Annotated in this window: 16 protein-coding genes; 15 read left to right on the forward strand and 1 reads right to left on the reverse strand. The window is 59.0% G+C overall.

What is annotated here, in order from left to right:
* Window positions 1-17 precede the first annotated feature (17 nt).
* From GTP41_RS03670 to GTP41_RS03690, 5 genes are read left to right on the forward strand one after another with little or no spacing between them, the layout of a single operon-like run.
* Window positions 18-779, forward strand: a complete 762-nt coding sequence (locus GTP41_RS03670) for an ABC transporter ATP-binding protein (protein ID WP_161024205.1) — start codon at window positions 18-20, stop codon at window positions 777-779.
* On the forward strand, window positions 776-1,480 hold the full coding sequence (locus GTP41_RS03675; RefSeq protein ID WP_161024206.1) for an ABC transporter ATP-binding protein: 705 nt from the start codon (window positions 776-778) through the stop codon (window positions 1,478-1,480). The genes GTP41_RS03670 and GTP41_RS03675 overlap by 4 nt, the downstream gene beginning before the upstream one ends.
* A 26-nt stretch (window positions 1,481-1,506) precedes the next feature.
* Complete coding sequence (locus tag GTP41_RS03680; protein WP_161024207.1) at window positions 1,507-2,700, forward strand: ABC transporter substrate-binding protein; 1,194 nt, start codon at window positions 1,507-1,509, stop codon at window positions 2,698-2,700.
* Window positions 2,701-2,705: 5 nt separating this feature from the next.
* Window positions 2,706-3,590 (forward strand): branched-chain amino acid ABC transporter permease, encoded by an 885-nt coding sequence (locus GTP41_RS03685; RefSeq protein ID WP_161024208.1) that lies wholly within the window; start codon window positions 2,706-2,708, stop codon window positions 3,588-3,590.
* A complete protein-coding gene (locus GTP41_RS03690; RefSeq protein ID WP_161024209.1) occupies window positions 3,591-4,550 on the forward strand; it encodes a branched-chain amino acid ABC transporter permease in 960 nt (319 codons plus the stop codon).
* A 43-nt stretch (window positions 4,551-4,593) separates the two neighbouring features.
* Here GTP41_RS03690 and GTP41_RS03695 read toward each other — a convergent pair whose 3' ends face one another.
* Entirely contained in the window at window positions 4,594-5,358 is a 765-nt protein-coding gene (locus tag GTP41_RS03695; protein WP_161024210.1) for an REP-associated tyrosine transposase, read from the reverse strand.
* Window positions 5,359-5,523: 165 nt separating this feature from the next.
* On the opposite strand from GTP41_RS03695, the gene GTP41_RS03700 reads away from it, so the two are divergent.
* From GTP41_RS03700 to GTP41_RS03745, 10 genes are all read left to right on the forward strand, one after another.
* Window positions 5,524-6,285 carry a TSUP family transporter gene (locus GTP41_RS03700; RefSeq protein WP_161024211.1) on the forward strand — a complete coding sequence of 254 codons (762 nt, stop codon included), beginning with the start codon at window positions 5,524-5,526 and terminating at the stop codon, window positions 6,283-6,285.
* Between the two features lie 156 nt (window positions 6,286-6,441).
* The gene (mnmG, locus tag GTP41_RS03705) at window positions 6,442-8,370 is read left to right on the forward strand and encodes a tRNA uridine-5-carboxymethylaminomethyl(34) synthesis enzyme MnmG (protein WP_161024212.1); all 1,929 of its coding nucleotides are present in this window, start codon (window positions 6,442-6,444) and stop codon (window positions 8,368-8,370) included.
* Window positions 8,370-9,014 carry a 16S rRNA (guanine(527)-N(7))-methyltransferase RsmG gene (rsmG, locus tag GTP41_RS03710; RefSeq protein ID WP_161024213.1) on the forward strand — a complete coding sequence of 215 codons (645 nt, stop codon included), beginning with the start codon at window positions 8,370-8,372 and terminating at the stop codon, window positions 9,012-9,014. The genes mnmG and rsmG overlap by 1 nt, the downstream gene beginning before the upstream one ends.
* Before the next feature lie 88 nt (window positions 9,015-9,102).
* Window positions 9,103-9,873, forward strand: coding sequence for a ParA family protein (locus GTP41_RS03715; protein ID WP_161024214.1), 771 nt, complete (start codon window positions 9,103-9,105; stop codon window positions 9,871-9,873).
* 14 nt (window positions 9,874-9,887) lie between these two features.
* Window positions 9,888-10,775, forward strand: a complete 888-nt coding sequence (locus tag GTP41_RS03720) for a ParB/RepB/Spo0J family partition protein (RefSeq protein ID WP_161024215.1) — start codon at window positions 9,888-9,890, stop codon at window positions 10,773-10,775.
* Between the two features lie 204 nt (window positions 10,776-10,979).
* Window positions 10,980-11,357 carry an ATP synthase subunit I gene (locus GTP41_RS03725; protein ID WP_161024216.1) on the forward strand — a complete coding sequence of 126 codons (378 nt, stop codon included), beginning with the start codon at window positions 10,980-10,982 and terminating at the stop codon, window positions 11,355-11,357.
* Between the two features lie 21 nt (window positions 11,358-11,378).
* Entirely contained in the window at window positions 11,379-12,173 is a 795-nt protein-coding gene (gene atpB, locus GTP41_RS03730) for a F0F1 ATP synthase subunit A (protein ID WP_161024217.1), read from the forward strand.
* 72 nt (window positions 12,174-12,245) lie between these two features.
* Entirely contained in the window at window positions 12,246-12,527 is a 282-nt protein-coding gene (atpE, locus tag GTP41_RS03735; RefSeq protein ID WP_161024218.1) for a F0F1 ATP synthase subunit C, read from the forward strand.
* A gap of 41 nt (window positions 12,528-12,568) precedes the next feature.
* A complete protein-coding gene (locus tag GTP41_RS03740) occupies window positions 12,569-13,039 on the forward strand; it encodes a F0F1 ATP synthase subunit B (protein WP_161024219.1) in 471 nt (156 codons plus the stop codon).
* A 2-nt stretch (window positions 13,040-13,041) separates the two neighbouring features.
* Window positions 13,042-13,575: a F0F1 ATP synthase subunit delta gene (locus GTP41_RS03745; RefSeq protein WP_161024220.1), complete on the forward strand. Its 534-nt coding sequence runs from the start codon at window positions 13,042-13,044 to the stop codon at window positions 13,573-13,575.
* The last annotated feature ends 37 nt before the right edge of the window (window positions 13,576-13,612 follow it).

Raw genomic sequence — 13,612 nt, forward strand, 5'->3', positions numbered from 1 at the left:
AAAACCGGGGAGACGCAATGTCCGACTTCATCTTGGAAACAAAGAGTTTGACCAAGGAGTTCAAGGGATTCACCGCTGTCGCCAATGTGGACTTGAAAGTCCAGCGCGGGCATATCCACGCCCTGATCGGCCCCAACGGCGCCGGTAAAACCACCTGCTTCAACCTGCTCACCAAATTCCTGGTGCCGACCTCGGGCCAGATCCTGTTCAACGGCAAGGACATCACCGCGCACAAGCCGGCGCAGATAGCGCGCTTGGGGGTGATCCGCTCCTTCCAGATATCGGCGGTGTTTCCGCACCTGACGGTGCTGGAGAACGTGCGCATCGGCCTGCAGCGCAAGCTGGGCACCACCTTCCACTTCTGGCGCAGCGAACGCACGCTGGACCAGTTGAACGGGCGTGCGATGGAGCTGTTGGCGGAGGTCGACCTGGCCTCGTTCGCCGATACTGTGACGGTCGACATGCCTTATGGCCGCAAGCGCGCGCTGGAAATTGCCACCACGCTGGCCATGGAACCGGAGCTGATGCTGCTCGATGAGCCGACCCAGGGCATGGGCCACGAGGATGTGCACCGCGTGACGGAGCTGATCAGAAAGGTGTCCGCCGGCCGCACCATCCTGATGGTGGAGCACAATATGAACGTGGTGTCCGGCATCAGCGACCGCATCTCGGTACTGCAGCGTGGCGCCATGCTGGCGGAAGGGCCGTATGCGGAGGTGTCGAAGAACCCGCTGGTGATGGAAGCCTATATGGGAACGGAAGCCGGGGTGGGCGCATGAGCGCCGCGCTGGAAATCAGCCAGCTGCAGGCCTGGTATGGCGAATCGCACATCCTGCACGACGTGAACCTGACCGTGAATCCGGGCGAGGTGGTGACGCTGCTGGGCCGCAATGGCGCCGGCCGCACTACTACGCTGCGCGCCATCATGGGCCTGACCGGCGCGCGCAAAGGCTCCATCCGCATCAACGGCCAGGAAGCGATTGGTTTGCCTACGCACAAAGTGGCCCACCTCGGGGTTGGTTACTGTCCGGAGGAGCGCGGCATTTTCGCCTCGCTTTCGGCGGAAGAAAACCTTCTGCTCCCGCCAGCCCTGAAAGCGGGGCAGGGCATGTCGGTCGAAGAAATCTACGAGATGTTCCCCAACCTGGCGGAACGCCGCAGCAGCCCGGGCACGCGCCTGTCGGGCGGCGAGCAGCAGATGCTGGCGGTGGCGCGCATCTTGCGCACGGGGGCGCGCCTGCTGCTGCTCGATGAGATTTCCGAGGGGCTGGCACCGGTCATTGTGCAAGGACTGGCGCGCATGATCCGCACGCTGAAAGCGAAGGGCTACACCATTGTCATGGTCGAGCAGAATTTCCGTTTCGCCGCGCCGCTGGCGGACCGGTTTTACGTCATGGAACACGGAAGGATAGTTGAGAGTTTTGCGTCATCGGAACTGGAAGCCCGCATGCCGGTGTTGACCGAGCTGCTGGGCGTTTAAACCCACATACTGAAAACGGAGACAACATGAAACGCAAAGTCATCGCCCTTGCAGCAGCATGTACCGCCTTTGGCGCGCAGGCCCAGATTTCGGGCGACACCATCAAAATCGGCTTCATCACCGACATGTCCGGCGTCTACTCCGATATCGATGGCCAGGGCGGCGCGGAAGCAATCCGCATGGCGATTGCCGACGCGGGCGGCACCATCGCCGGCAAGAAGATCGAATTTGTGTTTGCCGACCACCAGAACAAGGCCGATATCGCCGCCTCCAAAGCGCGCGAATGGTTCGACCAGCAGGGCGTGGACATGCTGGTGGGCGGTACCAACTCCGGCGCCAACCTGGCCATGGCCAAGATCGCAGCGGACAAGAAGAAGATCTTCATGGTGGTCGGCGCCGGCTCCTCGCGCCTGACCAACGAAGAATGCACGCCCTACACCGTGCACTACGCCTACGACACCGTGGCGCTGGCGCGCGGCACCGGCAGCACCATTGTCAAGCAGGGCGGCAAGAGCTGGTACTTCCTGACCGCCGATTACGCCTTCGGCCACTCGCTGGAAAAGGACACCTCGGAAGTGGTGACCAAGGCCGGCGGCAAAGTGACCGGCACGGTGCGCCACCCCTTCCCCGGCACCGACTTTTCGTCCTTCCTGATGCAGGCTTCGTCCTCCGGCTCGCAGGTGCTGGGCCTGGCCAATGCGGGCGGCGACTTTATCAACTCGGTGAAGGCCGCCAATGAATTCGGCGTCGCCAAGAAGATGAAGATGGCCGGCCTGCTGGTGTTCATCAACGACATCCATTCGCTCGGCCTGAACGCCACCGCCGGCATGTACCTGACCGACGGCTGGTACTGGGACATGAACGAGCAGACCCGCGCCTGGTCCAAGCGCTACTTCGCCAAGATGAAGAAGGAGCCCTCGATGCTGCAGGCCGGCGACTACTCCGCTGCGCTGCAGTACCTGAACGCCGTCAAGGCCGTCGGCACCGACGACTCGGACAAGGTGATGGCCAAGCTCAAGTCCACCACCATCAAGGACGTCTTCACCAGCAACGGCGTGATCCGCCCGGACGGCCGCATGGTGCACGATATGTACCTGATGGAGGTGAAGAAGCAGTCGGAATCCAAGTACCCATGGGATTACTACAAGATCGTGGCCACGATCCCGGGCGACCAGGCCTATATGTCCAAGGCCGAATCCAAGTGCGCCCTGTGGAAGTAGCCTAGATGGAGATCTTCGGCCGCCCGCTACCGATGATGATGTCCCAGCTCCTGCTGGGGCTCGTCAACGGCTCCTTCTACGCCATGCTGTCGCTCGGCCTGGCCGTGATCTTCGGCCTGCTGAACGTGATCAACTTTGCCCACGGCGCCCTGTACATGATGGGCGCCTTCCTGGCGTGGATCGGCATGACTTACTTCGGCATGAGCTACTGGAGCATGCTGGTGCTGGCGCCGCTGATCGTGGGGATTCTGGGCGTGGTGATCGAACGCACCATGCTGCGCTGGCTGTACCAGCTGGACCATCTTTACGGCCTGCTGCTGACCTTTGGCCTGACCCTGCTGATCGAAGGCGCTTTCCGCTCGTTTTACGGGGTCTCTGGGCAGCCGTTTGAAACGCCTGAGGCCCTGCAGGGGGCGACCGACCTCGGCTTCATGGTGATGCCGAATTACCGCGCCTGGGTGGTGGTGGCTTCGCTGACGGTTTGCCTGGCCACCTGGTTCGTGATCGAAAAGACCAAACTGGGCGCCTACCTGCGTGCCGGCACCGAGAATCCCAAGCTGGTGGAAGCGTTCGGCATCAACGTCCCGCTGATGGTCACCCTGACCTATGGCTTTGGCGTCGCTTTGGCGGGCTTTGCAGGGGTGCTGGCGGCTCCTATTCAGCAAGTGACACCCCTGATGGGGTCGAACCTGATTATCGTCGTATTCGCCGTTGTAGTGATCGGCGGCATGGGTTCGATCATGGGCTCGATCGTCACCGGCCTTGGGTTGGGCGTGATCGAGGGCCTGACCAAGGTGTTCTATCCCGAGTTTGCCAACACCGTCGTATTTTTGGTGATGGTCATCATCCTTTTGCTGCGCCCCGCCGGCCTGTTCGGCAAGGAACGATAAATGAACAAAAAGCTGGGCTACACCATCGCATTCGCGCTGGCGCTGGCTGCGCCGTTCATCGGCTACCCGGTGCTGCTGATGAAGCTCTTGTGCTTCGCCCTGTTCGCCTGCGCCTTCAACCTGCTGATCGGCTTTACCGGTTTGCTCTCGTTCGGCCATGCCGCCTTCTTCGGCGCCGCCGGCTACGTGGCCGGCAACGCGATGAAGACCTGGGGACTGCCCTTCGAAGCCAGCTTGCTCGTGGCCGTATTGTCCAGCGCCGTGCTGGGCGCATTGATGGGCGGCCTGGCGATCCGGCGGCAAGGCATTTACTTCTCCATGATCACGCTGGCTTTGGCGCAGATGGTGTATTTTGGCGCGCTGCGTTTTACAGATTTCACCGGCGGCGAAGACGGCCTGCAAGGCGTCCCGCGCGGCAAACTGTTCGGCGTGCTGGACCTGGGCAACGACCTGGCGATGTACTACGTAGTGCTCGGGATCTTCATCGCAGGCTTCGCGCTGATTGTGCGGACGGTGCATTCCCCGTTCGGCCAGGTGCTGAAAGCGATTAAGGAGAACGAACCGCGCGCCATGTCGCTCGGCTACGACGTGGACCGCTACAAGTTGGTGGCGTTCGTATTGTCCGCCTCACTGGCGGCCCTGGCCGGCGCCACGAAGACGATTGTGCTTGGCTTCGAGACCTTGACCGACGTGCACTGGACCATGTCCGGATTGGTTATCCTGATGACGCTGGTAGGCGGCATGGGCACCCTGGCCGGCCCGATCATCGGTGCCGTGTTGATCATCGCATTGGAAAACAAGCTTGGCGACTTCGGCAGCATGATGGCCAGCAGCACCGGCATCGAATGGTTCAACACTCTAGGCGAAGCAGTCAGCCTGGTGACCGGCCTGATCTTTGTCGCCTGCGTACTCCTGTTCCGCAAAGGCATCGTCGGCGAACTGCTCGCCCGCGCCCGCTGAGCCTGTGGCAACCTTGGGGTCAGACCCTTTGGTTGACACGGACTCAACCGTCTAGCTCGGGGAAGCTGATGATGGCACGACTGATTGTCCGGGTCGACACGCCGAAGAATGCGCTGATTTGCTCTCGTGTATGGGCGCAGGATTGGAATGCCCTCGCCATTGCTTCGGTTTGATTGGGGTATTTGTCAGCGTACTCTTGTAGGGATAGCGCTTGCTCGCGCTTTTCGTTTGGCGTCTGACGGTAGAACTGCAGGGGATTCTGCATCTGTATGCCAGCCATGACGAAGGCTGCGTAGCGAGGCGTTGGTTCGTCGCACTCGAACTGGCCGAGGATCCATTTGGTCTCCAGCCAGATTGGCGCTGCTTCGGGCGCGAGGATGTAGCGGTGGTGGCTCCATTTCCAGTCGGCTGGATTCTCCACCAGCTTCGCCCGTACCGGATTCAGCACCACATAACGGGCCACAGCCAATAGTTGCTGGATATGCTTGACTAGCACCGCATGGAAGCGTCCTTGAATGACGTGCCCCGAGGTTCCATGCCGCTTGTTGAAATGCTGGCAATACCGCGCGTTCAACATATGCATGGCTTCGGATAGGTTGGGGATAGGGGTTTCAATCAGCAGGTGGTAATGATTCGGCATCAGGCAATAGCCCATCACCTTGATGGAATATTTCCCTGCAACTTCCCCCAGCAGATCGAGCCAGATCAAGTGGTCGCGCTCATCCAGGAATATGGGAGCACGCCGATTTCCACGTGAAGTCACATGATAAATCGCGCCAGGAAATAGAATGCGTAATGGTCGGCTCATGCTCCCACCTTAGCCCAAAGGGTATCGGAGACCTTGATCCTGCTCAGGGTATTTGCTTAGCCCGTGGCAAGCAAAGGGTCTGACCCCAAGGTTGACACGGGCTCGGCAGCGGGGGATTGGCTTCCCTCGTACAATGGCGGACTTGCGTGTATTGCTGGGGTTGAGATGGTTGAGTATGGCTTGTTGGCGGGGGCTGCCTTTGCGGCGGGTTTTGTGGATGCTGTCGTGGGCGGTGGTGGGTTGATCCAGATTCCGGCGCTGTTCTCGGCGATGGGTAGCACGCCTCCGGCTACCTTGCTGGGGACGAATAAGGTTGCCAGCGTTTTTGGTACCAGCGCGGCAGCCGTGAATTATGCGCGTCGGACACAGATCGCGTGGTCGACCGTGGCGCCGGCGGCAATCGCGGCTTTCCTGTTTGCCTTCCTTGGCGCCTTTACCGTGACCAGGATCCCTCCTGATTTCCTCCGCGGCTTGCTGCCGTTCGTACTGCTGGCAGTGGCCGCCTATACCTTTTACCGCAAGGATCTGGGCAGCGTTCATGCGCCGCTGCACTCCGGCACCAAGGAGCGCATCCTGGCGGTGCTGGTGGGGGCGGGCATCGGCTTTTACGATGGCTTCTTTGGACCGGGGACCGGCAGCTTCCTGGTGTTCCTCTTCGTGCGCAGTTTTGGCTTTGACTTCCTGGGCGCTTCGGCTGCGGCAAAGGTGGTGAATGTGGCCTGTAATGTGGCGGCCATCGGGTTGTTCGGTATCACGGGCAATATCATTTGGCTGCTGGGCTTGACCATGGCGGTGTTCCAAGTGGCCGGTTCGGTGCTGGGCACCAAGCTGGCGCTGAAGCACGGTAGTGAGTTTGTGCGGCGTTTGTTCCTGGTTGTGGTGGTGCTTTTGATCGTCAAGACTGGGTACGACGCTTGGTTTAAGTAAATATTGTTTCACGTGAAACAGCTGAGGCCGGGTGATCCCGGCCTTTTTTTGTTCCACGTGAAACATTGCTCGCAAAAATATCCTGCCCAAAAAATTCGCAACCGGGAAAAAACTTTATAATCTCGGTTGATCCCACGCTTTCCCCCATTTTCTACCATGCTATTTCCTACTGAATTCGACGTTATCGTTGTCGGCGGCGGTCACGCCGGTACCGAGGCGGCCCTTGCTTCGGCCCGGATGGGTCAGAAGACCCTCCTGTTGACCCACAACATTGAGACCCTGGGCCAGATGTCGTGCAACCCATCCATCGGCGGTATCGGCAAAGGCCATCTGGTCAAAGAAGTCGATGCGATGGGTGGCGCCATGGCCATCGCTACCGATGAGTCGGGCATCCAGTTCCGCATCCTGAACTCGTCCAAGGGCCCTGCCGTACGTGCGACGCGTGCGCAAGCCGACCGCATCCTGTACAAGGCGGCTATCCGCCATCGCCTGGAAAACCAGCCGAACCTGTGGCTGTTCCAGCAGGCGGTGGATGACCTGATGGTGGAGGGCGACCGTGTCGTCGGCGCCGTGACCCAGATTGGCCTGAAGTTCCTGGGCCGCGCTGTCGTGCTGACGGCCGGTACTTTCCTGGACGGGAAGATCCACGTTGGCTTGCAGAATTTCTCGGCCGGCCGTGCCGGCGATCCGCCGGCGATCTCGCTGTCGGCGCGCCTGAAAGAATTGAAGCTGCCGCAGGGCCGTTTGAAGACCGGCACGCCGCCGCGTATCGATGGCCGCAGCATCGATTTTTCGCAAATGACCGAGCAGCCGGGCGACCTGGACCCGGTGCCGGTATTCTCGGTGATGGGTAATGCGTCCATGCATCCGCAGCAGCTGCCGTGCTGGGTGACTCATACCAACCAGAAAACCCACGACATTATCCGTGGCGGCCTGGACCGCAGCCCGATGTACACCGGCGTGATTGAGGGCGTCGGCCCGCGCTATTGCCCGTCGATCGAGGATAAGATCCATCGCTTCTCAGCCAAGGAATCGCACCAGATTTTCCTGGAGCCGGAGGGCCTGACGACCCACGAGTTCTACCCGAACGGTATCTCGACCAGCCTGCCATTCGATGTGCAGATCGAGCTGGTGCGTTCGATGAAGGGCATGGAAAACGCCCACATCCTGCGTCCGGGCTACGCGATTGAGTACGACTATTTCGATCCGCGCGGCCTGAAAGCGTCGCTGGAAACCAAGGCGATCAACGGTTTGTTCTTCGCCGGCCAGATCAACGGCACTACCGGTTACGAGGAAGCAGCGGCCCAAGGCATGCTGGCGGGTATCAACGCCGCGCTGCAAACCAAGGGCGAGGAAGCCTGGACGCCGGCGCGTTCGGAAGCTTACCTGGGCGTGCTGGTGGATGACCTGGTGACCCAGGGCGTGCAGGAACCGTACCGTATGTTCACCAGCCGCGCGGAATACCGCTTGAGCCTGCGCGAAGACAACGCTGACATGCGCCTGACAGAAATCGGGCGTAAGCTGGGTGTGGTTGGCGATGCGCAGTGGGAGGCTTTCGACCGCAAGCGCGAGTCGGTGGCGAAGGAGCTGGAACGCCTGAAAGCGACCTGGGTCACCCCGCGCATCCTGGCGGCGGCCGAGTCGGAACGTGTAATTGGCCAGGCTATCGAGCGTGAATATTCGCTGGCGGATTTGCTGCGCCGTCCGGGTGTGGAGTACGCAAAACTGATGACCATGACCGGTAACGACGGCCAGGCGCTGGCCGGTCCGGGTGTGGAAGACGAGGCGGTAAAAGAGCAGATCGAGATCACCCTGAAGTATTCGGGCTATATCGATCGCCAGTTGCGCGAAGTGGAGCGTCACGAGCATTACGAGAACCTGAAGCTGCCGGAGGGCTTCAACTACGCTGACATTACGGCGTTGTCGATGGAAGTGCGCCAGAAGCTGCAGAAGCATCGTCCGGAAACCCTGGGCCAGGCTTCGCGTATTTCGGGCGTGACGCCGGCGGCGATTTCGCTGCTGCTGGTGCACTTGAAGAAGGCCGGTTACGGCGGTTTTGTGACCCTGAAAGATGAGGCTGCTTGATGGCGGTGTTTGATCGCGCCGCATTGGCGCTGGTGTTGAAGAATGGTGTTGCGCAGCTGGACCTGGGCCTGAGCGAAGCACAGCAGGAGAAACTGCTGGACTACCTGGCCCTGCTGAACAAGTGGAACAAGGTGTATAACCTGACGGCCGTGCGCGACCCGATGGAGATGATGACCCTGCATGTGCTGGATTCGCTGGCGTCGTTGCCGGCCTTCCGCAACGCGCAGAATGTGCTGGACGTTGGGGCAGGGGGCGGATTGCCGGGCATGGTGCTGGCAATTGCGCGGCCGGACATGAAGGTGTCGATGATCGATATCGTGCACAAGAAGACGGCCTTCCTGAACCAGGTGAAGGCGGAGCTGGAGCTGGGCAACGTAACGGTGTACACGAAGAAGGTGCAGGAACTGCAGGTTAAGACGCCTTACGACGTCATCACCTCGCGGGCTTTCGCGGACCTGAGCGATTTTGTGAACTGGTCCGGGCACCTGCTGGCAGAGGGCGGGCAATTCATCGCCTTGAAAGGGACGGCGCCAGCAGAGGAGCGCGAGCGACTGCCAGACCCCTGGAAAGTGAACGAGCTACAGCCATTGAACGTACCGGGATTGGATGCGCAGCGCCACCTGGTTTTCATCGGCAGGGCATAACTGACTAAACGGTATAAATAATATTAATCGTTTATACGAACTAAATAGTATAAACGGTTTAAACAATATAAAACATTTCAACCAATACATGGCCAAAATTTTCTGTGTAGCAAATCAAAAGGGCGGCGTAGGTAAGACTACCACGACCGTTAACCTGGCCGCCGGCCTGGCCAAACTGAATCAGCGAGTGTTGCTGGTTGACCTCGACCCGCAGGGCAATGCCACGATGGGTGCGGGCATCAACAAAGCCGGTCTCGCATCATCCACTTATGAAGTCCTGCTCGGCAGTGCCGACATCGCCACTGCGCGCCAGCGTTCGGAAGCGGGGCGCTTTGATGTGCTGCCGGCCAATCGTGAGCTGGCTGGCGCGGAAGTGGAGATGGTGGAACTGGAGAACCGTGAGCGTCGCCTGCGCGATGCACTGGCCCTGGTCGCCAAGGATTACGACTTCGTGCTGATCGACTGCCCGCCTGCGCTGTCGATGCTGACTTTGAACGGCTTGTGCGCAGCGCACGGCGTGATCATTCCGATGCAGTGCGAGTACTACGCGCTGGAAGGTTTGTCCGACCTGGTGAACACCATCAAGAAGGTGCACGCCAACCTGAACCCGGATTTGAAGATCATCGGTTTGCTGCGCGTGATGTTCGATCCGCGCATGACCCTGTCGCAGCAAGTATCGGCCCAGCTGGAGCAGCACTTCGGCGACAAGGTGTTCAAGACGATTATTCCGCGCAATGTGCGATTGGCCGAGGCACCGTCCTACGGCATGCCTGGCGTGACCTTCGACCCGGCGTCGAAAGGGGCGCAGGCTTACATCGCCTTCGGCGCGGAGATGGTTAAACGTATCAAGAAAATGTAATCGAGTTATCCACAATGGCAACCAAAAAAATGAAAGGCCTCGGTCGCGGCCTGGACGCGCTGCTCGGCGGCGACGAAGACCCATCCAATCCAACCTCGCATCCCACTCCGAACGAAATGTCGGTGCAATTCCTGCAAGCCGGTAAATACCAGCCGCGTACCCAGATGGATGAGGGTGGCCTGGCGGAGCTGGCGGCGTCGATCAAGACCCAGGGCATTATCCAGCCGCTGCTGGTGCGTCCGGTGGGCATCGATAAGCCGACCGGACATGTCAAATATGAAATCATCGCGGGCGAGCGCCGTTTCCGTGCGGCGCAGCTTGCCGGTTTGGAAACGGTGCCGGTCCTGGTGAAGGATGTGGACGACACCACCGCGGCGGCGATGGCCCTGATCGAAAACATCCAGCGCGAGGATTTGAATCCGCTGGAAGAGGCGCAGGGTATCCATCGCCTGATCACGGACTTTTCCTTCACCCATGAGCAGGCGGCGCAGGCGGTGGGGCGTTCGCGTTCGGCGGTGTCGAACTTGCTGCGCTTGCTGAACCTGGCGGAGCCGGTGCAAACCATGCTGATGGCGGGTGATATCGATATGGGCCACGCGCGTGCTTTGCTGGCGGTGGATGCGGCTTCGCAGATTGCTTTGGCGAATGTTGTAATTTCGAAACGCTTGTCGGTGCGTGAGACGGAAAAGCTTGTCCACAACCATATGGAAGAGGCGAAGGCTAAACCTGTGGCCCGGGCGAAGGAGAAGTCGGGCGATATCAAGCGGCTGGAGGAGGAGCTGTCCGATTCGCTGGCTACTTCGGTTGTGTTCAAGATGGGGGCCAAGGGCAAGGGTCAGATGATTATTGACTTTGCCGACCTTGATATCCTCGACGGTGTGATCGCGCGCTTGCGTGGATAAAACCGGTAAACCAGTGCCTGACCCACAGGGTCAGGCACTGGTCTGCGGCAGCCGCGTGTTCGGTGTCGATTACCTCGGGAGTAATCGCCAGATGCCCACTTTTTCAGCAGAATACCTTGTTGTTAGAGGCGCTTTTTGCAATGCACCATGTTTGACCTTGGTCATGTAAACCATCTATAATCCCGTGTCTTTGGGTCTTTAGGAATGTGGCAAGTGAGTGATTCTTCGAGAAGTATCGCCTGGCCTGTCTTCCGAGTAGTTGCCCTGCAATTAACAATCGCCGTCCTTTTTTCCGCTACCGTGGTTCTTTTTGCCGGGGTGGAGAAAGGCTGGTCCGCAGCCGTGGGCGGCGGTATGGCAGTAGTCGGTAGCCTGGTGTACGCCTTGATGGTGATGCGCGGCAACGATGATGCAAAGAAAGCATTTCGGACGCACTTCCGCGCCGAGATGCTGAAGGTATTTGTAACGGCAGTGCTGTTTATTTGCGCACTGGTGCTGTTTAAGTCAGCCGCCTGGATGTGGCTGATCCTGGGATTCGTAGTGGCGACCCTGGCTTATTGGCTGTCACTGCTCAAGATTTAACCATTTAGAAGATTCGGACCTATGACTACTGAACATGGCGGCCACGCGGCCCCGGCGAATGCCACCGAGTATATCCAGCACCACCTTACCCACAACTCCAACGGCACCATCAACCTCGATACCTTCTGGATCTCGCTGATCCTGGGCTTCGTGTTCCTGGGCCTGTTCTACATGGCATCGCGCCGCGCCACCTCCGGCGTTCCAGGAAAACTGCAGAACTTCGTTGAGTGGATCATGGAAATGGTCAACGAGACCGTGAATTCCGCATTCCATGCCAAATCCAAAGTGATCGCTCCACTGGCCATCACCATCTTCGTATGGGTCTGGCTGATGAACGCGATGGACTTCCTGCCAGTCGACCTGCTGCCTAAGCTGTTGAGCTACGCTGGCGTGAACTACCTGCGCGTTGTGCCTACCGCTGACGTGAACCACACCTTCGGCATGTCCTTCGGCGTCCTGCTGTGCATTATCGGCTTCTCGATCAAGGCAAAAGGCGTTGGCGGCTGGGGTAAAGAGCTGTTCACCGCACCGTTCCACGCGCACAGCCCGATCGCCATCATCCTGCTGGCACCTGTGAACTTCATCTTCCAGATGCTGGAACTGTTCGCCAAACCAATTTCCCTGTCGCTGCGACTGTTCGGCAATATGTACGCCGGCGAACTGATCTTCATCCTGATCGCACTGCTGCCATGGTGGGCACAGTGGATGCTGGGTGGACCATGGGCAATCTTCCACATTCTGATTGTTACCCTGCAAGCGTTTGTGTTTATGGCGTTGACGGTTGTGTACCTGGCCCTCGCGGTTGAGAAGCACTAATCAGCAACTTATTCGTAGTAATTAGTTTTAGTTTTTTGGTATTTTCGTTTTTTTTAAATTAGGAGAAATCTAATGCAAGCTCTGATCGCACAAGTACAAGGCATGACCGTTCTGGCAGTGGCAATCATCATCGGCCTGGGCGCTATCGGCACCGCACTCGGCTTCGCTATCCTGGGTGGTAAGTTCCTGGAAGCTTCGGCACGTCAACCTGAACTGATGCCACAACTGCAAACCAAGCTGTTCGTTATTGCTGGTCTGCTGGACGCGATCTCGATGATCGGTGTTGGTGTTGCTCTGCTGTTCACCTTCAACAACCCATTCCTGACCGCTATCACCGCTGCTGTTGCTCAGTAATCTTTCTCCTGAATTTGGAGAAAATCTCTTAGGAGCAAGGTATGGACATCAATGGATCTCTCATCGGTCAGATGATCACCTTCGCGGTGCTCGTCTGGTTCTCGATGAAGTTCGTATTCCCAGCGCTGAACAACGCGCTGGATGAGCGTGCCAAGCGAATTGCAGATGGTCTGGCTGCCGCCGACCAAGGTCAGGCTTCCATGCAGAAAGCTGAAAAAGCTGCTGCTGAAGCCATGACCGCTGCCCGTAACGACGCTTCGTCGCTCGTTGCGGACGCTGAAAAGCGTGCTCAACTGGTCGCAGAAGAAATCAAAGCAAACGCACAAGCCGAAGCTGCCCGCATCGTGGCACAAGCTAAAGCTGAAGCTGAGCAGCAAGTAACCCAGGCCCGCGAAGCACTGCGTGGTCAAGTGGCTGACCTGGCTGTGAAGGGCGCGGAGCAAATCCTGAAGCGCGAAGTCAACGCGTCGGCTCACGCTGACCTGCTGAATCGCCTGGCTACCGAGCTCTGATTATGGCAGAGCTCGCAACCGTCGCCCGTCCTTACGCGGAAGCCCTCTTCCGCGTAGCCCAGGCTGGCAACCTCGCGCAGTGGTCCGATCTGGTGTCCGAAATGGCCCAGATCGGTTCGCATGAAGAGGTGCTGGCATATGCCCGCAATCCAAAAGTTCTGGATAGCGATGTCATCGCAGCCATCAAGGCCTTGCTGAAATCGCCGCTGAACGCGGAAGCGAACAACTTCCTCTCGATGCTGATCGAAAATGGTCGTATCGCATTGCTGCCGGAAATCGGTGCCCAATTCGTGCTGCTGAAGAACGCCGCCGAAGGTGCGGCCGACGCCGAGATCACGAGCGCATTCGACATGAGCGAAGCCCAGGTGGCCGAGCTGATCAAGACGCTGGAAAAGAAATTCAGCCGCAAGCTTAAACCAATCGTCAGCACTGACCCGGCCCTGATCGGCGGCGTGCGTGTCGTGGTGGGCGACGAAGTGCTGGACACTTCGGTCAGCGCCAAGCTGCAGCAGCTGCGTTCCGCGCTGGTCGCCTGATCGGCACCGCGACAGCTAGAGAGAAAACATTTAGGAG

The sequence above is a fragment of the Pseudoduganella guangdongensis genome, from assembly GCF_009857475.1.
In the GTDB taxonomy this organism is placed as follows: Bacteria; Pseudomonadota; Gammaproteobacteria; order Burkholderiales; family Burkholderiaceae_D; genus Rugamonas; species Rugamonas guangdongensis.